Here is a 23,410-nt window from a genome sequence, read left to right as displayed (position 1 = left end):
GAATATCATAAAGGGTGATGCTGAAAAGAAGTCGAGCGTTATCCTTGGCGTGAACCAATCAATTTAATTCATTGATTTATAATTAGAACCTCTTTAATTATTACGCGTTAATGCCATTATCCTTATTATTTTACGTTTTTATCTGGGTCGAAAAAAACCCGCCAATTGCATGACATGCTGACAGCATGGACAAAAGAAAAACATAGGACACCCATAACATTCATAATCCATTATGATCAATTCTGAATGGGTTTTAATCAGTTGAGCAAAGTATCGCTTGAGATCATCAGTGGTTAACGTATCGGGTGATTTATCTAAATGGTGAGTGACTATAACCATCAATAGTGGCTGGACGTTTACCTTGCAAGGTTAGGTGGGTAACATGTTGTTCATAAAGATAATCTGAACGTTGTTATTGTTCGTTATTCATCATAAATACTCCATTAAAAGGAGTATTAAAGGTAGCTTAATCGCTGTCTGCTTTACTCTGCCGCGCAGCGGCTTCGTTCAACAAAGCAATCAAGGTGACCCGTTATACTCGGCAGTTTGGGTTAAAAGTTCGGTGTGCTTTGCTGGTTTAGTGCGGGGCACCTTATTGCAGGCGTTATCATTATTTTATTTAATACCAAACGATAACATCAGGGCACAAAATCTAACTTGCTTTTGTCTACTTTTAAGTTAGTCCTTTGGCTAACTCATGTGATCACCAAGCGACCACACTGAAACCAACTTCACCGATATCATTCCATATCGACGCACTTCGCTACCTATTTCACATAACATCTGTTATATGTCCCACAGGGAATTGTATGTGTTACAACCATTTAGAAATATCACATCAACCACCAGCCCCTTTCCAGCAACCAAAAAAAGAGAAGCCGAGGCTTCTCTTTAATGTCAGACCAAAACTGTGTCTTACTGTTTCGCTAATGAAAACAGTGTGAAGAAGTTTTTAGTGGTGGCTTGTTCCACTTCCTCAACAGATATGCCTTTTAATAGCGCAATATATTGAGCCACTTCACGGGTATAAGCAGGTTGGTTTTGCTTACCACGGTATGGAATTGGGGCTAAGAATGGTGAATCGGTTTCAACCAACAAGCGATCTAGCGGTAACTTACTCACCACATTTTTTAAGTCGCTCGCAGTATTGAACGTCACAATGCCAGAAATTGAGATATAAAAGCCTAGCTCAATCGCAGCTAATGCCATATCCAAATCTTCAGTGAAGCAATGTAATACACCACCACACTTCTCTGCGCCTTCTTCACGTAAAATACGCATAGTATCTTCACGTGCCATACGAGTATGGATAATTAACGGCTTATTTAATTCAACCGCCACACGTGCTTGCTCACGGAACAGTTTTTGCTGCAATTCCGCAGTCTCAGGCTGATAGTGATAATCAAGCCCAGTTTCACCAATCGCAACCACTTTTTCATGGCGCGCAAAGGCTTTAAACTGCTCAGAGTCATACCCTGACTCTACATCGAGTGGATGAATACCACAGGATGCAAACACGTTATCGTAAGGTGCGATCATTTCCATCATTTTAGGAAAAGCCGCTAATGTAACCCCGACCGACAGAAAATACTCAACGCCACGTTCCTTGGCTTTATTTAATACATCATCAATCCCTGTATGAAGTTTGTCATAATCAAGTTTATCAAGATGACAATGTGAATCGACTAACACAGGCTTTCCTCTTGTTTATTCTTATGCTTCATTTCATAACGGTGCTGGTAAAGCATTAATGGTAACAATTACTTACCAATAAATCCGCTTAACCACTCAACCACTAACAACTCAATATTTAGCCCTGTATGTTTAGCTAATTGACGATGTAAGTTATTAAGATTGCGCACTTGTTCTAACAGTAATGCGGTTGGTATTGTGGTCGCGACAGCTTCAACGGCGGGTAATGATTCTTGATGTACCAGATATTGCGTTGCCCCTTGCTGCCATTTTAAACAATCAACCAGAAAATAACTGAGCAATTGCAATGTCACAATACCATCAGCAGTACACATTGCCGCGACATCATAAATACCAATATGAGGCGGTTGTACAAATTCAGTAAACGCTGTTACTAAATGGCCGTAACGGATATCTAATCCACTTTCAATGAAGGACAACGTTGCTAATGGCGCACCATTATTAAGCCGTACACTTTCTAAAAGAATGGATCGTTGAAGTTTGCTTTCAACCCAACTTTTGACATTAGTTTCTTCAGGTGGATTTAAACGCCATTTATTACAACGGCTGATCACTGTCGGTAATAACCGATCTAAACCTTGCGCCGTTAATATAAATTGGCAGCCCGCAGGTGGCTCTTCTAAAGTTTTTAATATCGCATTAGCACCCGCTTCACCCAAAGAATCAGCGTCTTCAATTAAAATAACCCGCTGACCATTGAGATGTGAGGTTTCCGTTGCCCAACGGTTACACTGACGAACCGCATCGACACCAATTTGCTTGCCATCTTGTTCAGGCTTAATAACATGAAAGTCAGGATGGTTTTCAGCATCAAATAACTGGCAACTATGACAAACACCACAAGGCTCTGTTTGTGCATTTTGACAAAGTACGGTTTTCGATAATTGTCGTGCCAACACACCTCGCCCACTACCTTTTGCCGCTAATAACAAAATAGCATGGTGTAAACGTCGTTGCTCAAGCAACTGCTGCCAGTTGTGCCACAAAGTTTGTTGCCATGGATATATCATTATTATTGTTGCTCCAACCAAGACTGTAATGCTTGGGTTAAATCGGCAGTAACGCGTTCTAAGGTTTGGCTAGCATCAATAATAATCACATTGGGTTGATTGTTACATAATGCTAAAAAGCGCTCACGAGCACGTTCAAAGAAACTAATATCCATTTGTTCAATACGATCAAGCTCACCACGGCCACGAGCACGTTGTAAGCCTAATACGGGATCAATATCCATATAGATAGTCAGATCAGGACGAAAATCCCCTAGAACCGTATCACGCAAGTTTTCCATCAATGCTTGATCAAAACCACGACCACCGCCTTGATAAGCCTGTGATGACATATCATGGCGATCACCAACGACCCAACGCCCTTCGGCTAAAGCTGGCTTTATTACATTATCAACTAACTGAATTCGAGCTGCATATAACAACAGCAATTCTGCCATATCCGTTAATGGCTCATCAGGATGACCTTGCTTAACTAAAGCGCGCATTTGTTCTGCCAGCGGTGTGCCGCCAGGTTCACGTGTCGATTGTGGGTTTGCAATACCATATTGAGCTAATGTTGCTATAACTTGTGCTATCGCTGTACTTTTACCAGCCCCTTCAAGGCCTTCGATGACAATAAATTTACCGATCATTTCTGTGTTCTTAATATTTTGAGATAGGCACGAACCGCGCGGTTGTGCTCGACTAACGTAGTTGAAAATTTGTGACCGCCTTTACCATCCGCGACAAAATAATAATAATCACTGTCGTCCGGATCAACCGCGGCCATAATAGAAGCTTTATTTGGCATGGCTATCGGTGTTGGCGGCAAACCACGCATGGTATAAGTGTTGTAAGCGGTTGGAGTGCGCAAATCTTTTTTAGTAATATTGCCATCATACTTATCACCCATACCGTAGATCACCGTAGGATCAGTTTGTAATGGCATATTGGCACGTAAGCGATTCATAAATACCGATGCTACTAAACCACGCTCTCTCGCCACAGCGGTTTCTTTTTCGATGATCGATGCCATAATCAATGCTTGGTAAGGCGTTTTTAATGGGGTATCTTTAGCGCGTTGCTGCCATGCAAGATCCAGTTCTTTCATCATCGCAACATGTGCACGTTTTAAAATACTTATATCACTCGTGCCAGCGGTAAAATGATAAGTGTTTGGCAAAAAATAGCCTTCAATTTTATCATTCTCGATCCCAACCGCGGTGCTAATTTGTGCTTGAGTCATATTGTCAGTTGTATGGATCAAATGCGGATCAGCTTGCAATAATTGTCGCCATTCACTAAAACGCTCACCGTCCACCAGCGTGATCGCATATTGGTATTCTTTACCTTCGGTGATCATTGTTAATACTGAATGCAATGTTGCTTGAGGTTCAATCGCATAAGTACCCGCTTTAATATTCGTCAATGCTGGCTCTAAATACCCCACCCAGCGCAGCCATGGCGATAAGGTGACAATTTTTTCATTACTTAATTGTGTTAATAACCCACGAAAAGAGGTGCCTGATTTCACGGTAATAAATGTTTGTTGTTCAATCAGCACTGGCTTATCAAGCGCCGATTTTACTTGAAAAAAACTCCAACCTGCCACGCCAGCCATTAACAAGCCCAACAGAAAAATCACAATAATCAACTTCTTTAGCACGAATGTAACCTCTTCCATAGTGTTTTGAACATTGTACGTTCACAATATTGTGTAGTTTGTATTTGATTAACAGGTACTAACGCCATCAATGCATTAGTCATAAAAACTTCATCAGCAGCAAATACAGCCGTCAGATCAAAATCCCCTACTTGATAGTCATAATTAAGCTCATCAAGTATATCGAGGACATGTTGACGCATCACCCCTGCAACGCCTGCACGCTGTAGCGCTGGAGTATATACAGTATTGCCTTTACGCCAAAACAGATTGGCCACCGTGGTTTCAATAACTCGATTGTCACCATCAAGTGCAATCGCATCAACCCAACCTGCTTGTTCAATTTCTTGTTTTAATAACACTTGTTCAAGGCGATTTAAATGCTTCATCCCAGCAAGCATTGGGCTATTCCCCATTCGCTGCTGACATACGCCTAATGTAACCCCTTGCTGTTGCCATTGCTGGTAATGCTGTGGCCATTTAAAATGGGTAATAATTACTTGAGTATCATTACAGCCACTTGGATTATACCCTCGCCCACCACTACCACGGCTAATTAATATTTTTATTCCACCCTTATGAGGATAGTGTAATGCTAGCGCGACTACATCAGTATATACCTGCTGCCAATTCGGTGCTGTAATCGCTAACCGTTGCAGACTCACCTCTAAACGAGCTAAATGCAATGGCCATAACTGAACACATTGTTGCTCAACTAACATTGTTGTAAAGCAACCATCGCCATACAGGGTCGCTCTATCTGTAATGGCAAGCACCTGTTGTTCGCGACCATTCACTGAGGCCATTGCGTCTTCCTTTTAACAGATAAAAAAATAGCCCGATATCGAAATATCAGGCTACTTAATCATATCAGTTTATGGCACTTATTACTCAATACGCAAATAAGCGAATTAAATTTTCTTAAACAATAACGAACCGTTAGTGCCACCAAAACCGAATGAGTTACATAATGCGTATTCTAGATTAGCTTGACGCGCTTCACCTGGAACATAATCAAGATCACAACCTTCACCTGGGTTATCCAAGTTAATTGTTGGTGGTACAACTTGATCAATCAAACTTAGAATAGTAATGATTGATTCAACAGAGCCAGCAGCACCTAATAGGTGACCTGTCATTGATTTAGTTGATGAAACCATCACATTGTCAGCCGCAGCACCTAGTGCGCGTTTAATGCTTAATGTTTCAGCTTTATCACCAGCAGGTGTTGATGTGCCGTGGGCATTGATGTAGCCAATCTTATCAGCATTGATACCCGCATCGCGAATACAAGCTTCCATCGCTAATGCACCACCAGAACCGTCTGCACTTGGTGACGTCATATGGTAAGCATCACCACTCATACCAAAACCAACAAGCTCTGCATAAATTTTAGCGCCACGAGCTTTAGCGTGTTCGTACTCTTCTAGCACAATCACACCAGCACCATCACCTAATACAAAACCATCGCGATCTTTGTCCCATGGACGAGAAGCCGCTTGGGGATCATCATTACGTGTTGATAATGCTTTTGCAGCAGCGAAACCCGCCATGCCTAGTTCTGTTGATGCTTTTTCTGCACCACCCGCTAGCATTGCGTCAGCATCACCGTATGCAATCATACGTGCAGCATGGCCAATGTTATGAAGGCCCGTCGTACACGCTGTAGAGATAGCGATATTTGGACCACGTAGACCGTACATGATAGACATGTGGCCTGCGATCATATTAACAATTGTTGATGGTACAAAGAACGGACTAATTTTACGTGGTCCTTTGTCGATCAATGTTTGATGGCCAGCTTCAATTAAACCTAAACCACCAATACCAGAACCAATAGCAACACCAATACGTGGTGCATTTTCTTCAGTAACTTCAAAACCAGAATCTTTGAATGCTTGTACGCCAGCTGCTACGCCATACTGGATAAATAAATCCATTTTGCGAGCATCTTTTCGAGACATGTAATCTTCGCAATTGAAATCTTTGATCATTCCGGCAAATTGAGTAGCAAAGGCGCTTGCATCAAAATGTTGAATGGTACTGATACCACTGGTGCCAGACTGTAAAGCTTTCCAAGAAGATTCAACAGAATTACCAACCGGGGTAAGCATACCCATGCCAGTTACAACTACACGACGCTTAGACACGATTAATTTCTCCGGGAATTGAGGATATAACAGGAAGTGAAAAAAAACAGGCGGTCATAATGACCGCCTGGAAATATTCATTTTTATATTACTGTGCGCTGTTTACGTAGTCGATTGCAGATTGAACAGTAGTAATTTTTTCAGCTTCTTCGTCAGGGATTTCAGTATCGAATTCTTCTTCAAGAGCCATTACTAGTTCAACTGTATCTAGAGAATCAGCACCTAGATCGTCAACGAAAGATGCTTCGTTTTTAACTTCTGCTTCGTCTACGCCTAGTTGCTCAATGATGATTTTTCTTACGCGTTCTTCGATGTTGCTCATACTAATATATTTCCTTTAACAAGAATTCGCTAATGCGATTTGTTGTAGTTTATGCATTACAGCAAAAGTTGCAACACTCATAATGCTGGTCAAACCACGATTTAACCAGAAAAATAGTTCAATTTGACTTGAATCATGAAGTATTACAACAAATTTGCTTAAATCATATACATGCCGCCATTAACGTGCAATGTTTCGCCCGTTATATAAGCAGCTTCATCAGAGGCTAAAAAAGCAACAGCCGCTGCTATTTCACGCGGATCGCCTAAACGACCAGCAGGAACATTTGCTAACGTTGCAGCACGTTGATCATCATTTAGCGCTTTTGTCATATCCGTTTCAATAAAACCGGGTGCAACTGCGTTAACGGTGATTCCACGAGAAGCAACTTCGCGTGCCATCGATTTTGTAAAACCAAGCAAACCTGCTTTAGCAGCTGCATAGTTTGTTTGTCCAGCGTTACCCATAGTACCAACAACAGAGCCAATACTAATAATACGACCATGACGTTTTTTCATCATAGCACGCAACACTGCTTTAGACAGGCGGAAAATCGATGTAAGGTTGGTATTCATAACATCTTGCCATTCGTCTTCTTTCATACGCATGAGTAGATTATCACGAGTAATACCGGCGTTATTAACAAGAATGTCAATATCGCCATATTGTTCTTTAATTTGCTTTAATGTGACTTCAATTGACTCTGGTGAGGTTACGTTTAATTCAAAACCTTTACCGTGATCGCCAAGATACGCACTAATAGCATCAGCACCGCTTTCAGATGTTGCCGTACCGATTACAGTTGCGCCACGCTCAGCCAAAATTTCAGCAATTGCACGACCGATACCACGACTCGCACCTGTAACTAGTGCAATTTTACCTTCCAGACTCATTGTAAATCCTCTTTCTAAGCTTAATTACTTTGCTAATGCTGCGGTTAATGATGCTACATCATTTACGGCTTGGCTGCTAAGAGCACGATCAATACGCTTGGTAAGACCAGTTAATACTTTACCCGGCCCCATTTCTAGCAATTCTTCAACGCCTTCAGATGCCATACGCTCAACTGACTCAGTCCAACGAACTGGATTGTATAATTGCTTAACAAGTGCCAATTTAATTGCAACAGGATCAATCTCAGTCGCTACGTCTGCATTATTAATTACAGGCACAGTCGGCGCACTAAATGCTAAGCCTTCTAATGCGATAGCAAGTTTATCCGCCGCAGGCTTCATTAACGCACAGTGTGAAGGAACAGAAACTGGCAATGGTAATGCACGCTTAGCTCCGGCTTCTTTACACAATACATTGGCACGCTCTACTGCTTCTTTGTTGCCCGCAATAACCACTTGACCTGGCGAGTTAAAGTTAACAGGAGAACACACTTGATCTTCAGCGGCTTGTGCACATGCTGCGGCAATCGCATCGTTATCTAAACCAATAATTGCAGACATTGCACCAACACCTGCTGGAACGGCCTGTTGCATTAGTTTACCACGAAGTTCAACTAACTTAACTGCTGCTTGGAAATCAATCACACCAGCACATACAAGTGCTGAATATTCACCCAAGCTATGTCCAGCTAAAACAACAGGTTGTTCACCACCTTGTTGTTGCCATACACGCCAAATCGCTACAGATGCGGTTAATAATGCAGGCTGTGTACGCTGAGTTTGGTTTAAATCTTCAACGGGACCATTTTGAACTAACGCCCAAAGATCATACCCTAAAGCATCAGAAGCTTCAGCAAACGTCTGCTTAACCACATCAAATTGCTCTGCTAAATCAGCAAGCATGCCAACAGTTTGAGAACCCTGTCCAGGGAAAACAATCGCGAACTTAGACATTTGAGAATCCTTATTCTTTATATACTGATCGTTCAGTAAATTAATAGGCTAATAAGACAGCGTTAACTATATGCACCGTCTGCCTTATCGCAAAATTCTTTTAACGCGTAAACTAAACCCAATGGTGAGTCAGTTTAAAATTTCACTAGTGCAGAGCCCCATGTGAAACCACCACCAAACGCTTCTAATAATAACGTTTGACCACGTTGAATACGGCCATCACGCACTGCTTCATCTAACGCAGTCGGTACAGTTGCTGAAGAGGTGTTACCATGACGATCCAGTGTGACAACCACTTGATCCATCGACATTGATAATTTTTTCGCTGTGGCTGAAATAATACGCATATTCGCTTGATGTGGCACTAACCAATCAAGTTCAGATTTATCCATATTATTGGCAATAAGCGTATTTTTCACTAAGTTAGACAGTTGAGTAACTGCTACTTTAAATACTTCATTACCTGCCATATAAAGCCAAGTATTAGCATCAAAATCTTTATCATGCTCTGGCACAGCAAGGCTTAATAAGCCACCAAAATGACCATCAGCATATAAATGTGTTGAAATGATACCTTGTTCTTCACTTGCGCCAAGAACGACCGCACCCGCCGCATCACCAAATAAGATAATGGTTGAACGATCTTTAGGATCACAATGACGAGAAAGCGCATCAGATCCAATCACTAATACATTTTTTGCCATGCCCGTTTTGATATGCTGATCAGCGACACTTAATGCGTACACAAAACCAGTACATGCCGCAGATAGATCAAAAGCAGGACAGCCTTTAATATCTAACATACCTTGCACTTGGCAAGCAGCCGACGGGAATGAGTGGCTTGCACTAGACGTTGCAACAATAATAAGATCAATATCTTCTTTATTGATACCCGCCATTTCAATCGCGTTTAAAGAAGCATGGTAACCCATCACGGCAACCGTTTCGTCAGCGGATGAAATTCGACGCTCACGAATACCAGTACGAGCAACGATCCACTCATCGCTAGTATCTATCATTTTTTCTAAATCCGCATTGGTGCGAACTTGTGTTGGCAAATAGCTGCCAGTTCCTAAAATTTTGCTATACATGAAGACTAATAATGCCTCTCTAATAAGACCTCTTCCAGACGGTCACTGATTTTCATCGGTATTTGGCGTTTAATCTCATAAACCGCTTGGCTTATGGCATTCTCCAAAGCTGTGGTATCAGCACTTCCATGGCTTTTCACTACAATACCGCGTAATCCTAACAGACTTGCGCCATTATACTGGTCGGGGTTCAATTGTTGTAAACTATTAAACAGCTCACGAAATAGCCATTTAGCAATTAAGCGCTTAAATGGGTTACGTCCAATATTGCGTTTAATACAATCAATGAATAGGTTAGCTACCCCTTCACTGGTTTTTAAACTTACATTTCCGACAAAACCATCACACACAATCACATCCGCTTTATCTGAATATAATTGATGACCTTCAATATAACCAATGTAATTAATATCAGGAGATTCAGTCAACATTTCAGCACAACGTTTCACCAGGTCATTGCCTTTAATGGCTTCTTCGCCAATATTAAGTAATGCAACCCGTGGTGATGTGCCTAATGTTTGTTCAGCAACAACCGATCCCATAACAGCAAATTGAAACAAGGTATCTGCATCACAGGAAACATTTGCGCCTAGATCGAGTAACCAAGTATGGTTAGCGTGGCGATTAGGAATTTCTGAAATTAAAGCAGGACGTTCAACACCGGGAAGTTGTTTCAGTACATAACGAGATAAAGCCATTAATGCCCCCGTATTACCAGCACTAACACAAGCGTCAGCATCTCCTGCGGCAACAGCTTCTAGAGCCATACGCATTGAAGAACCTTTACTATGACGTAATGCTTGTGATGGACGAGTTTCATTAGCTATAACATTATCGCAATGTACGATAGACAATCGAGGATGATTGAGCTTATTAAGAAGTGTTAACTGGGTAGTGATAGCACTAATATCACCAAATAGAATGAGTTTGAGCTCAGGCGAATGTAACAGTGCCTGCACGGCGGCAGGCACTGTTACTTGAGGACCGAAATCCCCGCCCATTGCATCAAGTGCAACGGTAAGACCCATTAAGGTTCAACCTTACTTGTTGATAACCTTACGGCCACGGTAGAAACCGTCAGCTGTCACATGGTGACGTAGGTGAGTTTCACCTGATACTGAATCTACAGATACTGCTGCTGTAGTTAGTGCATCATGTGAACGACGCATACCACGTGCTGCACGTGATTTTTTGCTCTTTTGTACGGCCATTAACCCTACTCCTGTTAAATTTAACTTTTAAGATTTTTTAATACTGCAAACGGATTCGGACGCTCATTAGCAACGGGGATATCACCAAAAGACAAGTTATAAGTGCCGATCTTACAATCGTCATCATCATGTCTTGCAACTTGTGGTAACTCTAACATCAATTCATCTTCGATGAGTTCAATTAGATTAATCTCGCCATTTTCATCGACAATTGTCGGCTCATAGGCTTCCGGTAACTTGTCAATAGCCTCTTCGTCACGAACTGGACTATAACAGAATTCAACACTAAGTGTGTGTGGAAATTCTCCCTGACATCGCTGACAGGTCAACATCACATCTATATTTGCGTTTCCGCGAATAAAAGGAATACGACGTTGATCAAGGTCAAAAGACAAGCTGACGTTTGCATCACTTATTACGCTCTGGGTTGAGCCAGCTAAACGGGACAGAAGATCAGCTTTGATGATGCCATCATAGTCGAGTCTTTTCTGTGCAGTGCGTACTGGATCTACCTTTATCGGCAATTTTACCTTTTGCATAGGGCGCGAATACTAGCCTTATAGTCTGGTTGAGTCAAAGGAAATGTGCCCGAATTAACAGCTTTTGAAAAATTCTCATGCTGCCATGAAAATTCATTCAACATTCACTCCCTCTCCTCATTAAAAAGTTTTTATTTCTCCATCACTCAATCACTTGACGATTGCTGATAAAATGATGAAAGATCACTCAATCATTGTTCAAATGCTAACCAATAACAACTTTGTTGGAATTCAAATCAATAATTACGCTTTATAATACCATTGTGCTGTAACGATAACATCGTCTGTCTGCATTGAAATTAAAACAATCAATAAATAGGCTTACTGGCTTTGAATAACGACGATGAGTACACTCATACTACTTTTTCCTTTAGATAACTCATCATAGCTTATGAATCAACCACTTGTTCTTGCATCTACTTCGCCATTTCGTAAAAGCCTACTTGAAAAACTTCAGCTACCTTTTACGACAGCAAACCCTAATGTTAATGAAGCCAGACTTGATAATGAGTCAGCAACAACCTTAGTAAAGCGATTAGCTCAAGCAAAAGCACAAGCTTGCGCAGAATCGCATCCTCATCACCTTATTATAGGTTCAGACCAAGTATGTGTCATTGATGGTGACATTTTAGGTAAACCGCATACCGAAGCGAACGCTTGTGCTCAGCTACGCGCAGCCAGTGGTAAAGTCATCACTTTTTATACAGGCTTGTGTTTATATAATGCACAAACACAAATAGCCCAAGTAATTTGTGAACCTTTCCACGTCCATTTTAGAACCTTAACTAATAATGAAATTGCACATTACGTCACTAAAGAACAACCGCTTTACTGTGCTGGTAGTTTTAAAAGTGAAGGTTTAGGCATTGCGTTATTTAATAAGTTAGAAGGACGCGATCCAAATACTTTGGTGGGATTACCGCTTATTGCCTTACGAGAAATGCTGGCCAATGAACATATCACTGTTTTATAAGCCAAGATCTGCATTACGAAAATAAAGCATAAAAAAGGCGAGCTTAATGCTCGCCTTAATATTTTCAACAGCAATTAAAAAGTACGTAGCTTTTCCAAACAACGTTCTAATACAGGTTCCATCGGCGCACTAATATCCATAAACTCATCCGTACTTGGATGGGTAAATCTAATGTTTGCCGCATGTAAGAACAATCGTCCTAAACCCGTTTTTTTAGTATAAGCATCAAAACGTGGGTCGCCATAACGATCATCCCAAGCAATAGGGTGACCTTCATATTGACAATGCACACGGATTTGGTGAGTACGTCCGGTTACAGGACTAGCTTGTACTAACGTTGCTTGTGCGAAACGTTCAAGGACTTTAAAGCGTGTATCTGATGCCTTACCTTGAGAGTTAACACGCACAATACTATTTACTTCATTTTTTAATAGCGGTGCATTGACTCTCTTACAGTTTGCCTTCCATTCCCCCATCACTAAGGCAAAATAATATTTCTGAACCGTTTTTTCTCTAAATTGCTCTTGTAGCTTACGTAACGCTGAACGTTTCTTCGCTATCAACAAAATGCCAGAGGTATCTCGGTCAATACGGTGTACTAATTCAAGATATCGAGCATCAGGTCGTAATGCACGTAACGCCTCAATCACACCAAACTTCAAACCACTACCACCGTGAACGGCAGTGCCCGAAGGCTTATTCAAAATTAAAACATGATCATCTTCATAGATAATGCATGATTCAAGTTCAGCGACTTTATGAAGTTTAGTGCTAATCGGTGCTTGTTCCTCTTTTTCAGAAACAAAAACCGGTGGGACACGTACGAGATCACCATCTTGCAATTTATATTCAGGTTTAATACGTTTTTTGTTTACTCGCACCTCGCCTTTACGCAAAATACGGTAAATCATACTTTTTGGTACATTTTTAAGCCTAGCACGGAGAAAATTATCGATCCGTTGGCCAGCAAAATCATCAGTAATATCGATGAATTGCACTTTAGGTTTATCTTCTGTCATAAATTTGATTGTACCATGCAAATAAAGCAGATTGCCGCAAAAAAGTGAGCCTGCTATGATTGCATTCTAGAATAAGTTTTTTTGCTTATTTTACTGACAAGGTGAGCATGCTCTCATCATTTCGGCTATTTTATATACAACTCAGGTGATAAACGCAGCACGTGGCGTAAGACGTTATGGTTACCGGAGTTTTTTTTAGTGCGTTAGATTACAGATTTTTTTGATGTAACAGATACAACCACACCTCGATGTGGTGATACCAGCTGTGTGTTTCAGATCTAACAATCTCTTACATAGTTGGCTAATACGTGTGGCCATAGAGCACTCCTGCATTCCAACCGTGAGGTTGCACCCGTACATCAGACTTGGAGTCAGGCACCATCAAATATTTGATGTAATTAGCGGCGCTAATACAACAACAATAATGAGTACAATATAATGAAAAGAATGTTGATTAACGCAACTCAGAAGGAAGAGTTGCGCGTCGCATTAGTTGATGGCCAAAAGCTATTTGATCTTGATATCGAAAGCCCAGGTCACGAATCTAAAAAAGCAAATATCTACAAAGGCCGTATCACACGTATCGAACCAAGCCTGGAAGCTGCGTTCGTTGATTACGGTGCAGAACGCCATGGCTTCTTACCTTTAAAAGAAGTCGCTAAAGATTACTTCCCATCAAATTATTCTTATCAAGGTCGTCCTAACATTAAGGAAGTCTTGAAAGAAGGCCAAGAAGTTATCGTCCAAGTTGATAAAGAAGAGCGGGGCAATAAAGGTGCCGCACTAACAACCTTTATCTCATTGGCTGGTAGCTACTTAGTATTAATGCCTAATAACCCTCGTGCTGGCGGTATTTCTCGTCGTATCGAAGGTGAAGAACGAACTCAACTTAAAGCGGCATTAAGTACATTAGAACTGCCTCATGGCATGGGTCTGATTGTACGTACTGCTGGTGTGGGTAAATCAGGTGAAGAGCTTGAGTGGGATTTAAACGTTCTTCTTAATCACTGGAGTGCAGTGAAAGAAGCTTCTGAATCTCAAGCAGCTCCGTTCTTGATCCACCAAGAAAGTAATGTTATTGCACGTGCTATTCGTGATTATCTACGTCGTGATATCGGTGAAATTCTTATCGATAGCCCACAAATATTTGAGCGCGCACGTGAGCATATCAAATTAATTCGCCCTGATTTCTTATCGCGTATTAAACGTTATGACGGTGAAGTACCACTATTCAGCCACTACCAAATTGAAAGCCAAATTGACTCTGCGTTCCAGCGTGAAGTTCGTTTACCTTCAGGTGGCTCAGTCGTTATCGATCCAACAGAAGCACTAACGTCAATTGATATCAACTCTGCCCGTGCAACAAAGGGTGGCGATATTGAAGAAACCGCACTACAAACTAACCTAGAAGCCGCAGATGAAATTGCACGTCAATTACGTCTTCGTGATCTTGGTGGTCTTGTGGTTATCGATTTCATTGATATGACACCTGTTCGTCACCAACGTGAAGTAGAAAACCGTTTACGTGAAGCCGTTCGTGTTGACCGCGCACGTGTACAAATTGGTCGTATCTCTCGCTTTGGTTTGCTTGAAATGTCTCGTCAACGTTTAAGCCCATCTTTAGCAGAAGCAAGCCACCACGTTTGTCCACGTTGTACAGGTACAGGTGTTGTACGTGATAATGAATCACTATCACTCTCTATCCTGCGTTTAATCGAAGAAGAAGCATTAAAAGATAACAGTTCACAAGTTGTTGCAATTGTACCTGTGCCTGTTGCTTCTTACTTACTAAACGAAAAACGTGCAGCAGTACAACACATTGAGAAATACCACAATGTGCATGTTGTTATTGTGCCAAACCCTGACATGGAAACACCACACTTTGAAGTGTTACGTATCCGTGAAGGTGAAGAGCAAGAGACGCTTTCATACCATCTTCCTAATGTTATTGATGCATTAAGAGAAGCGGAAGCAACTGAAGCTCCACAACAAGAGCGTACAACCAGAAAACGTGAAGAACCTGTTCTACACGGTTTCGCAGCGCCTAAACAACCCGCTCCTGTGACAGCTGCACCAGAAGTACCAGAAGTACAACCAACACGACAATCAACACTAAGCGCACAAACGATTATTGCTCAAGCACCAACCCTATTTAATCGTCTTTTTGCTGCAATTTCTTCATTCTTTAATAACAGTACTGAACAACAGACTGCCGTTAAACCAGATGTTGAAACACCAGTAAAAGAACAAGAAAATAACAATAATCGTCGTAACAACAATAACCGTCGTCCTGATAATCGCCCTGATACTCGTCGTAATGACCGTCAAGGTAACCGTGATAACACTCGCCGTAATAACACCCAAGAGAGTGATCAAGACAACAACGTTGAACAACAGGATCGCAACAACGAACAGCGTCAGCAGCCTCGTCGTCGCAATGAACGTAATGAGCGCACGGACAAAAACCGTCAACCTCAAACCGAACGTCCAGTAAAACAACCACGTCAACCTCGTTCTGAAGAAGTGAAAGAGCAACCGCGTCAATCTCGTAAAGAAGAGATTCAAGCGCAAAAGCAACAGCGCCAACAATCAGAAGAAGTAGAAGTGAAAATAGCTGAAACGGTTGTTGTTGAAGTTCCCGTTGAAGCCCACGTTGAAGCGCCGGTTGAAGCTGAAGACAGAGTCGTTAAGATAAAACAACGTCGTCAACGTCGTCAGTTACAGAAAAAGATCCGCTTTACTAGCAACGTAGAAACAGCGGTTGTAGCTCAACCAATTGTTGAAACGAATGCTATCACTGCAATCACTAACCCATCACCATTAATGGAAATGGGTACAACAATTGCAAAAGAAGCACAAACAACACCAGCTCAAGATCAATCTGTGATTGATGAACAATCAGAAACAAATGAGCAGGACAACAATCAACGTCGTAATCGTCGTTCACCACGCCACCTACGCGCTAGCGGTCAACGCCGTCGCCGTATTCGTGATACCCGTGTTGAAAAGCAAGATTATGAGCAGCATGAAGATCCAAGCTGTTATAACGTTGCTGATGCTGTTGAGTTCGCGGTTGTTGAAGCAACAGATACAATTGGCGATATGGTTAATGTTGTCTCTATTGTTGAGAAACCACAAGCGCTGCGTCCAACCTCAGGTGTAGCTGCACCAGAAATGGCAATGGGCAAAGTATGGTCACACATTAAGCCAACAGTTGAAGCGCCTGTAGTAGATGTTATTACTGAGCAAGCTCATCAACCAACAATCGCCCAAGCATTACCTGAAGTCGTTGTATCACAACCTACTTTAGGTGGTGTTGCGATGCCAGAACTTGCAATGGGTAAAGCATTCCCATTACGTTCAGCGCCAGTTGTTGAAACGCCAGTTGTTGAAACGCCAGTTGTTGAAACGCCAGTTGTTGAAACGCCAGTTGTTGAAACGCCCGTTGTTGAAGCACCAGTTGTTGAAGCACCTGTTGTTGAAGCACCAGTTGTTGAAACGCCAGTTGTTGAAACGCCAGTTGTTGAAGCACCCGTTGTTAAAGCAGCATCAGCACCAATGACAAAAATTGTCACTGAAGCTGTTGTAGTAACAGCAACCTCTCCACGTGGTTTCCATGCGGTAGCGGCAATGACTAAAGCACCAGCACCTGTAGAAACAGCTGTAAAAGTTCACGTTGAAGCGGCACCATTACGCGAACGTGTAACAACACGCTCTGCAGGTAGCCAAACAGCAACTAGCACAGCAGCAGCACCAATGACTAAGCCATCTTTTGACTAAGTTAGTGTAAACTGCTAATAAAAAGCCATGCATCTGCATGGCTTTTTTTATCACCGCTTTTTGAGTCAGAAATAACCACAAAATTTAACATTTTCATGGTTTAACTTAATTAATATGCTATACAAGCACATCTTTAGACCTTTTAGCGTCTTAAGTTGAAGCATTGTAAATCTTTCGGTAACATTCTGTTACTCAATATATGTTAACTATCCATTCATTTTAGCGAAGAGAAGTACGCCTAATATATGCCTGAATTTCCTCAAGTCTCACAACAATCAGTCAAAAATGACATTCTATCTGGATTAACTGTAGCACTTGCTCTAGTACCAGAAGCCGTTGCTTTTGCTTTTGTCGCAGGCGTAGATCCTATGGTTGGTCTATACGCTGCATTTATTGTCGGTTTAATTACAGCCATCTTTGGCGGTCGTCCTGGCATGATCTCTGGTGCTACAGGGGCAATGGCTGTCGTTATGGTTAGCCTTGTTGCCCAACATGGTATTCAATACTTATTTGCTGCTGTGATGTTAGCGGGTGTATTCCAAATACTCGCAGGTGTCTTCCGCCTCGGTAAATTTATTCGCATGGTGCCACATCCTGTAATGATAGGTTTTGTAAACGGCCTTGCGATTGTTATTTTCTTGGCGCAATTAGGCCAATTTAAAGTGCCATCACTGACGGGTGGTCTTGAATGGATGCACGGTACTCAGCTATACATCATGCTGGGATTAGTATTATTAACCATGTCCATCATTTACTTTTTACCTAAACTCACCAAAGCGGTCCCCTCTTCGTTAGTTGCCATTTTGACCGTAACAGCGTTGGTGCATATATTAGGTCTAGATTCACGTACTGTCGTCGATTTCGTCCGTACAATGAGTGGTGATGCTAATGCGACCCTTGCGGGTTCATTACCTACTTTTGCCCTACCCGATGTTGGTTTTAATCTAGCGACCCTTAAAATTATTCTGCCTTATTCTTTAATTCTTGCCGCGGTAGGTTTAATCGAATCATTACTGACACTGACTGTTATTGACGAAATGACCAATACTCGCGGCCACGGTAACCGTGAATGTGTCGGCCAAGGTCTGGCTAATATTACTTGTTCAGTTTTCGGCGCAATGGGTGGTTGTGCCATGATTGGCCAATCAATGATCAACATTAACTCTGGTGGTCGTGGCCGTTTATCGGGCATTACTGCTGCCATTGGTTTATTAGTGTTTATTTTGTTTGGATCAGCATTCATTGAGATGATCCCACTGGCTGCGCTGGTTGGTGTGATGTTTATGGTTGTTATTGGTACGTTTGAGTGGGCAAGTTTACGCATGCTACGTAAAGTACCTAAACATGACTTCTTTACTATTATTCTTGTTACTTGTGTAACGGTTGCAGCGGATCTTGCTGTTGCGGTGTTTGTTGGTGTTATTTACTCGGCATTGGTATTTGCGTGGAACCATGCAAAACAAATTTATACCAGTTCTTACATTGATAACGATGGCGCAAAAGTGTACCAAATTAATGGCCCATTATTCTTTGGTTCAGCATCTCGTTTCCTTGACTTATTTGACGCACCTAATGATCCACAAACCGTGATTATTGATTTTGCCCATTCACGTGTTGCTGACCACTCAGCCATTGAAGCGATTGATACACTTGCAGAACGTTACGCAAGCCGTAACAAAACCCTGCATATTCGTCACCTTAGTCCTGAATGTCGTCGATTACTGCAAAAAGCAGGTAATCTAGTTGAAGTGAACATGCTAGAAGATCCAACCTACAAAGTTGCAACGGATGTTCTAGGCTAATCAACGTAATACGCCAAAATAAAAGCCCGTGTAGTCCTGTGACTGCACGGGCTTTCATTTATAATCATTTATACATTATGATTGTATTTATGCTAAATGTAGCAATGTTACCAAAGAGGAAATTATGGTTGATTTAACTACCAAGGACGAACGTCACCAAGCCCGTCAGCAACGTTTAAAAGAACAGGTTGACAACAAAATTAATGCCGCGCAACAAGAGCGAGGATTAGTACTGGTTATTACGGGTAACGGTAAAGGAAAATCAACCTCTGGCTTTGGAATGATCGCGCGCGCTGTCGGCCATGGTCAACAATGTGGCGTTGGTCAATTTATCAAAGGCACCTGGGATTGTGGCGAACGTAATCTGCTACAACAACATGGCGTAGTGTTTTCTGTCATGGCAACCGGCTTTACATGGGAAACCCAAAATAAAGCCGCAGATACACTCGCAGCTCAAGCGACATGGGCTGATTGTAAAGCAATGCTAGCGGATGATAAATTAGATGTAGTGTTGCTTGATGAGCTGACTTATATGGTAACTTACGACTATGTTGATTTAGATGAAATCATTAACGCGATCAACGCAAGACCCTCACAACAAACCGTTATTATTACAGGACGCGCGGCTCATCGTCGTTTAATTGATATTGCAGATACCGTTTCTGAAGTGCGCAATGTAAAGCATGCTTTTGAACAAGGAATCAAAGCGCGCAAAGGCATTGATTGGTAATTGTAAATAAGGTGCTACACATATAAATTCATATTGTTCAATAAACAAGCATGTAGTTAGACTCGGTGATATTTTGCTATCTGGATAAGCAATAAATCTTATACTAGCTACATGTATAAAAATAAAATAAACAGCCTCAGTGCTGGAGAAAGTATGCCATCTCATTTACCTAACTCATTTAGTAAACCGTTTCTGAAAGTTTTTCATATTTTAGAAGCGATATTATTAATAGCCATTACCTTAGCGACCGTTATTGCAATGGTGAATGAATTTATTTATGTGTTTGTTAACCGTAATATTCAGTTAACAGATATTTTATTAATGTTCATTTATCTCGAAATTCTTGCAATGGTGCAGCAATTTGTTGCTCACGGTAAGATCCCTGTCCGTTATCCGTTGTATATTGCGATTATGGCTATCGCTCGTTATATTACTCTTGGTATGAAAGAGCTTGATGGACCCTTTATTATTTGGTTATCACTCGCGGCCTTTATTTTAGCCGCCGCTACCGTTTTGATTCGAATTGGCCATCACTATTGGCCTTATGATGAACCAGAAGAGCCGGGTAAAAAGCAAGTTGACGATTAATTATCAGATTTAAAATACAGCACGCTTTAAATTTAAAAGGGCGAATCAAATAATTCGCCCTTTGCTATTTAAAAAGCCATTCACAACAAAATGAGACGAATTACTGCTAAATAACGATTTGTGCAAGTGTATAACCAATACAACATGCTGAAATAACACCAATTAAACCAGGCATCATAAAGCTATGGTTAAAGTACCACTTACCAATTTGAGTAGTACCTGTTACATCAAAGTTAACGGTTGCGATATCTGAAGGATAATTAGGAATAAAGAAATAACCGTATGTCGCTGGCATTAAACCAATTAATAACGCTGGGTTTAATCCCATAGCTAAACCTACAGGTAACATCATCCGTGCTGTTGCTGCTTGTGAATTCACCACAACAGAAACAGTGAATAATGCCAACGCAAATGTCCACGGGTAACCTTGCACCATTTCAGTAATGCCTGATTTAAACGATGGCATCGCGTATTGGAAATAAGTATCACTCATCCAAGCAATACCAAAAATAGCAATTGCTGCTACCATTCCTGATTTAAACACTACCCCTTCAGGCACTTTCTGCACATTAGTACGTGTCACTAATAGAATTAAGCCACCAAATCCTAACATCATCATTTGAATAATTAATGCCATTGAAATCGGTTTTGCATCACCAATAGTTCTAATTTCTGGCACCATCGCGACAATAACAATCGTGACTAACGCGACAATAAACAAGATCACTGCATGCATAGCAGAACGTGGTAATTGTTCATTCAATGACGTTTTAGTGGTATGCAAAATTTGTTCACGCCAAACTGGATCTTTCAAACGACGTTGATATTCAGGATCATCAGCTAACTCTTTACCACGGCGTAAGCTGTACAATGACAACAACAATGTACCGCCTAAGGTTGCAGGAATAGTCACCATCAAAATGGATAATAAATGGATAGAGTCAGTGATTGTTGATAATTGTGCGAGATAATAAACGACAGCTGCCGAAATAGGACTGGCAGTAATCGCAAGTTGAGAAGCAACAGATGAAGCCGCCATTGGACGCTCTGGACGAATACCATTTTTAAGGGCAACATCACCAATAATTGGCATAATTGAATACACCGCATGACCTGTACCTAACATAAAGGTCATAATATAAGTCACTAGCGGGCCAACAATAGTAACGCGCTTAGGATTACTTCGTAAAATACGTTCTGCTATTTGCAGCATGTATTTTAAGCCACCAGCAGCCTCAAGAATGGATGCACATGTAACCACTGCAAGGATAATCAACATCACGGTAATCGGTGGTGATGTCGGTGGCATACGGAAGATAAACACTTCCACCAGCAAACCTAATCCCGAAACAACCCCTAATCCAATACCACCAAAGCGACTACCTGCATACAGCACCAACAACAGGAATAAAAATTCCAAATACAACATGACCTATCTCCTTATATATCATTGATACTTTATTAACCAAAGTACCTATTATTAGGAGTAAAATGCCTCTTATATCAATCAGGTATATTGATAAATATCATATTATGTAATAGAAATAATCACAAAATTTCACTTCTGGGAACTATCACCAATAACTACTGCGCCATAAAAACAACTTACTTACTCGTTAAAGTATTAATAATCACAAAAAAAACACGACTAAGTAACATTATTCAGGCAGTAGCTGATAAATAAATCATACCGATGACTTACACTCCGATACCAATAGTCATCATTATGCAATAAATACTGTTGTATACCGCATTCTATGACGCTTATATTGTAACAACATCGTAAAAACCAAAAAAGGATAGCGACAAAGCTATCCTTTTTAATGACTATAAAATAACCATGTCTATCTTGCTATTCTTCTTCAATAGCACCATCAACGACAACATCATAATCAGGTCGATTTTCTTTGGCTGTTGCTATCCAAGCGGCACAGAATAAGGTCAATCGTGCAAAGAAATAGAAGAAAGCCATTAAACCAATAATAGAACCAAAGGCCGCACCTGATGGTGAGCTAGCTAATTTAGGCAATAAGAATGTCATCGCAAACTTAATTGCTTCAAAACCAATTGCTGCCAATAACGTTCCTTGCATTAATGTCTTACGGTTAAAGCGGCGACGAGGCAACATCCAAAATATCCATAGAAACATCAGATAGTTCGCTAAAATAGAAATAGTTAATGCAATCGTCGTTAATACAGGTCGTAACCACGTAATACCGCCAAGGCCTAATGCATCAACAATCATAGCTTGTGCTGAACCTGCAACCGACGTTAATACCACCGTAAAAATCAATGCTGCAACCAATCCGGTTAATCCAATAAGATCTTTACAATATTGCAGTAAAATATGTTCTTTATCTTCCGGTTTACGCTCCCACACATCACGAGTTTGCGCCCGTACGGCTTCACGTAAGTTGCCCATCCAACTAATACCAGAATAGAGTGCAATCGCCAAACCACTTAAACCGACGGTTGTACGCTGGCTAATAGCCGTTTGTACCATTTGCTTTAAAGTATTCGCTAAATTTGGATCCGTCACCCCAGCAACAATTTTATCAATAATGTTTGTCAGCAATACTTGGTTTGACGCTAAAATAAAACCTGCGGCAGCAAACAGCACCATTAAAATGGGTATTAGTGATAAAAATGAGAAATAGGTAATTGCTGCACCAAACTGGCTGCCTAAACGATCATTAAAGCGATCTGCTGCGCGAATAAAATGGTCAATTGGTGGTAGGGCTTTGATGGCATTGCCGACAAAGGTTATTACTCCCCTTATTTTAGAGAGTAACGTCGATTTTTCAGAAGGTATCGTTTTATTAGTCATAATTTTACTGCTGGTACCATAAAAATACTCAATAATATTAGTCATGGATAAAAACAAATCCAATCTAATAATAACAAGCCGTTACATACCTGCTACTTAATTGATTATATAGTTAAAAAATAAAAGGTTTGCCGATAACAGCAAACCTCTTCTATTATACTTTACG

The 23,410-nt window shown here is 41.1% G+C and carries 21 protein-coding genes; 5 read left to right on the top strand and 16 right to left on the bottom strand.

All coding sequences use genetic code 11. The features are described 5' to 3' along the window. Positions 1-915: 915 nt before the first annotated feature. The 13 genes from CIK00_RS11620 to yceD all read right to left on the bottom strand — a co-directional run bounded on the left by CIK00_RS11620 (position 916) and on the right by yceD (position 11,525). Positions 916-1,692, bottom strand: coding sequence for a TatD family hydrolase (locus tag CIK00_RS11620; RefSeq protein WP_101769026.1), 777 nt, complete (start codon positions 1,690-1,692; stop codon positions 916-918). Between the two features lie 68 nt (positions 1,693-1,760). Beyond that, positions 1,761-2,723, bottom strand: coding sequence for a DNA polymerase III subunit delta' (gene holB / locus CIK00_RS11615; protein ID WP_101769025.1), 963 nt, complete (start codon positions 2,721-2,723; stop codon positions 1,761-1,763). A gap of 2 nt (positions 2,724-2,725) precedes the next feature. Next, positions 2,726-3,355, bottom strand: coding sequence for a dTMP kinase (gene tmk / locus CIK00_RS11610; RefSeq protein ID WP_101769024.1), 630 nt, complete (start codon positions 3,353-3,355; stop codon positions 2,726-2,728). After that, positions 3,352-4,368, bottom strand: coding sequence for an endolytic transglycosylase MltG (gene mltG / locus CIK00_RS11605; RefSeq protein WP_101769023.1), 1,017 nt, complete (start codon positions 4,366-4,368; stop codon positions 3,352-3,354). Before mltG ends, tmk begins: the two co-directional genes overlap by 4 nt. After that, positions 4,362-5,171, bottom strand: a complete 810-nt coding sequence (gene pabC / locus CIK00_RS11600) for an aminodeoxychorismate lyase (protein ID WP_101769022.1) — start codon at positions 5,169-5,171, stop codon at positions 4,362-4,364. The genes mltG and pabC overlap by 7 nt, the downstream gene beginning before the upstream one ends. Before the next feature lie 105 nt (positions 5,172-5,276). Beyond that, positions 5,277-6,515, bottom strand: a complete 1,239-nt coding sequence (fabF, locus tag CIK00_RS11595; protein ID WP_101769021.1) for a beta-ketoacyl-ACP synthase II — start codon at positions 6,513-6,515, stop codon at positions 5,277-5,279. Positions 6,516-6,603: 88 nt separating this feature from the next. Next, positions 6,604-6,837, bottom strand: coding sequence for an acyl carrier protein (acpP, locus tag CIK00_RS11590; RefSeq protein ID WP_101769020.1), 234 nt, complete (start codon positions 6,835-6,837; stop codon positions 6,604-6,606). Positions 6,838-6,995: 158 nt separating this feature from the next. Then, on the bottom strand, positions 6,996-7,730 hold the full coding sequence (gene fabG / locus CIK00_RS11585; protein ID WP_101769019.1) for a 3-oxoacyl-ACP reductase FabG: 735 nt from the start codon (positions 7,728-7,730) through the stop codon (positions 6,996-6,998). Positions 7,731-7,754: 24 nt separating this feature from the next. After that, positions 7,755-8,684 (bottom strand): ACP S-malonyltransferase, encoded by a 930-nt coding sequence (gene fabD / locus CIK00_RS11580; RefSeq protein ID WP_101769018.1) that lies wholly within the window; start codon positions 8,682-8,684, stop codon positions 7,755-7,757. Between the two features lie 134 nt (positions 8,685-8,818). Next, positions 8,819-9,775 carry a beta-ketoacyl-ACP synthase III gene (locus tag CIK00_RS11575; RefSeq protein ID WP_101769017.1) on the bottom strand — a complete coding sequence of 319 codons (957 nt, stop codon included), beginning with the start codon at positions 9,773-9,775 and terminating at the stop codon, positions 8,819-8,821. Between the two features lie 5 nt (positions 9,776-9,780). Further along, positions 9,781-10,803: a phosphate acyltransferase PlsX gene (gene plsX, locus CIK00_RS11570; protein ID WP_101769016.1), complete on the bottom strand. Its 1,023-nt coding sequence runs from the start codon at positions 10,801-10,803 to the stop codon at positions 9,781-9,783. Positions 10,804-10,815: 12 nt separating this feature from the next. Next, a complete protein-coding gene (gene rpmF, locus CIK00_RS11565; protein ID WP_101769015.1) occupies positions 10,816-10,986 on the bottom strand; it encodes a 50S ribosomal protein L32 in 171 nt (56 codons plus the stop codon). Between the two features lie 20 nt (positions 10,987-11,006). After that, positions 11,007-11,525, bottom strand: coding sequence for a 23S rRNA accumulation protein YceD (yceD, locus tag CIK00_RS11560; RefSeq protein WP_101769014.1), 519 nt, complete (start codon positions 11,523-11,525; stop codon positions 11,007-11,009). A 391-nt stretch (positions 11,526-11,916) separates the two neighbouring features. On the opposite strand from yceD, the gene CIK00_RS11555 reads away from it, so the two are divergent. Beyond that, on the top strand, positions 11,917-12,498 hold the full coding sequence (locus CIK00_RS11555) for a Maf family protein (protein ID WP_101769013.1): 582 nt from the start codon (positions 11,917-11,919) through the stop codon (positions 12,496-12,498). Positions 12,499-12,572: 74 nt separating this feature from the next. Here the strand turns inward: CIK00_RS11555 and rluC are convergent, their stop codons facing one another. Then, positions 12,573-13,517, bottom strand: coding sequence for a 23S rRNA pseudouridine(955/2504/2580) synthase RluC (gene rluC, locus CIK00_RS11550; protein WP_101769012.1), 945 nt, complete (start codon positions 13,515-13,517; stop codon positions 12,573-12,575). A gap of 438 nt (positions 13,518-13,955) precedes the next feature. Here rluC and rne point away from each other — a divergent pair, with 438 nt between their 5' ends. The 4 genes from rne to CIK00_RS11530 all read left to right on the top strand — a co-directional run bounded on the left by rne (position 13,956) and on the right by CIK00_RS11530 (position 20,417). Further along, positions 13,956-17,297 carry a ribonuclease E gene (rne, locus tag CIK00_RS11545; protein ID WP_101769011.1) on the top strand — a complete coding sequence of 1,114 codons (3,342 nt, stop codon included), beginning with the start codon at positions 13,956-13,958 and terminating at the stop codon, positions 17,295-17,297. A gap of 245 nt (positions 17,298-17,542) precedes the next feature. Beyond that, the gene (locus tag CIK00_RS11540; protein ID WP_101769010.1) at positions 17,543-19,099 is read left to right on the top strand and encodes a SulP family inorganic anion transporter; all 1,557 of its coding nucleotides are present in this window, start codon (positions 17,543-17,545) and stop codon (positions 19,097-19,099) included. A gap of 124 nt (positions 19,100-19,223) precedes the next feature. Continuing rightward, the gene (gene cobO / locus CIK00_RS11535) at positions 19,224-19,829 is read left to right on the top strand and encodes a cob(I)yrinic acid a,c-diamide adenosyltransferase (protein WP_101769008.1); all 606 of its coding nucleotides are present in this window, start codon (positions 19,224-19,226) and stop codon (positions 19,827-19,829) included. A 153-nt stretch (positions 19,830-19,982) separates the two neighbouring features. Continuing rightward, a complete protein-coding gene (locus CIK00_RS11530; protein WP_101769007.1) occupies positions 19,983-20,417 on the top strand; it encodes a phosphate-starvation-inducible protein PsiE in 435 nt (144 codons plus the stop codon). 106 nt (positions 20,418-20,523) lie between these two features. On the opposite strand, the gene CIK00_RS11525 is transcribed toward CIK00_RS11530, so the two are convergent. Together CIK00_RS11525 and yhjD are read right to left on the bottom strand one after the other, a co-directional pair. Further along, positions 20,524-21,846: an anaerobic C4-dicarboxylate transporter gene (locus CIK00_RS11525; protein ID WP_101769006.1), complete on the bottom strand. Its 1,323-nt coding sequence runs from the start codon at positions 21,844-21,846 to the stop codon at positions 20,524-20,526. Positions 21,847-22,269: 423 nt separating this feature from the next. Next, positions 22,270-23,244: an inner membrane protein YhjD gene (gene yhjD, locus CIK00_RS11520; protein ID WP_101769085.1), complete on the bottom strand. Its 975-nt coding sequence runs from the start codon at positions 23,242-23,244 to the stop codon at positions 22,270-22,272. Between the last annotated feature and the right edge of the window lie 166 nt (positions 23,245-23,410).

Source organism: Photobacterium carnosum, assembly GCF_002849605.1.
Lineage (GTDB): Bacteria > Pseudomonadota > Gammaproteobacteria > Enterobacterales > Vibrionaceae > Photobacterium > Photobacterium carnosum.
This window is presented reverse-complemented; position numbering and strand designations above follow the sequence as displayed.

Excerpts from the sequence above, each read along its gene's own strand:
- yceD (WP_101769014.1), bottom strand. The coding sequence starts at position 11,525 with ATGCAAAAGGTAAAATTGCCGATAAAGGTAGATCCAGTACGCACTGCA.
- CIK00_RS11575 (WP_101769017.1), bottom strand. The coding sequence starts at position 9,775 with ATGTATAGCAAAATTTTAGGAACTGGCAGCTATTTGCCAACACAAGTT.
- plsX (WP_101769016.1), bottom strand. The coding sequence starts at position 10,803 with ATGGGTCTTACCGTTGCACTTGATGCAATGGGCGGGGATTTCGGTCCT.
- holB (WP_101769025.1), bottom strand. The coding sequence starts at position 2,723 with ATGATATATCCATGGCAACAAACTTTGTGGCACAACTGGCAGCAGTTG.
- fabD (WP_101769018.1), bottom strand. The coding sequence starts at position 8,684 with ATGTCTAAGTTCGCGATTGTTTTCCCTGGACAGGGTTCTCAAACTGTT.
- cobO (WP_101769008.1), top strand. The coding sequence starts at position 19,224 with ATGGTTGATTTAACTACCAAGGACGAACGTCACCAAGCCCGTCAGCAA.
- rpmF (WP_101769015.1), bottom strand. The coding sequence starts at position 10,986 with ATGGCCGTACAAAAGAGCAAAAAATCACGTGCAGCACGTGGTATGCGT.
- rne (WP_101769011.1), top strand. The coding sequence starts at position 13,956 with ATGAAAAGAATGTTGATTAACGCAACTCAGAAGGAAGAGTTGCGCGTC.
- acpP (WP_101769020.1), bottom strand. The coding sequence starts at position 6,837 with ATGAGCAACATCGAAGAACGCGTAAGAAAAATCATCATTGAGCAACTA.
- CIK00_RS11525 (WP_101769006.1), bottom strand. The coding sequence starts at position 21,846 with ATGTTGTATTTGGAATTTTTATTCCTGTTGTTGGTGCTGTATGCAGGT.
- yhjD (WP_101769085.1), bottom strand. The coding sequence starts at position 23,244 with ATGACTAATAAAACGATACCTTCTGAAAAATCGACGTTACTCTCTAAA.
- fabG (WP_101769019.1), bottom strand. The coding sequence starts at position 7,730 with ATGAGTCTGGAAGGTAAAATTGCACTAGTTACAGGTGCGAGTCGTGGT.
- CIK00_RS11540 (WP_101769010.1), top strand. The coding sequence starts at position 17,543 with ATGCCTGAATTTCCTCAAGTCTCACAACAATCAGTCAAAAATGACATT.
- CIK00_RS11530 (WP_101769007.1), top strand. The coding sequence starts at position 19,983 with ATGCCATCTCATTTACCTAACTCATTTAGTAAACCGTTTCTGAAAGTT.
- pabC (WP_101769022.1), bottom strand. The coding sequence starts at position 5,171 with ATGGCCTCAGTGAATGGTCGCGAACAACAGGTGCTTGCCATTACAGAT.
- rluC (WP_101769012.1), bottom strand. The coding sequence starts at position 13,517 with ATGACAGAAGATAAACCTAAAGTGCAATTCATCGATATTACTGATGAT.
- tmk (WP_101769024.1), bottom strand. The coding sequence starts at position 3,355 with ATGATCGGTAAATTTATTGTCATCGAAGGCCTTGAAGGGGCTGGTAAA.
- CIK00_RS11555 (WP_101769013.1), top strand. The coding sequence starts at position 11,917 with ATGAATCAACCACTTGTTCTTGCATCTACTTCGCCATTTCGTAAAAGC.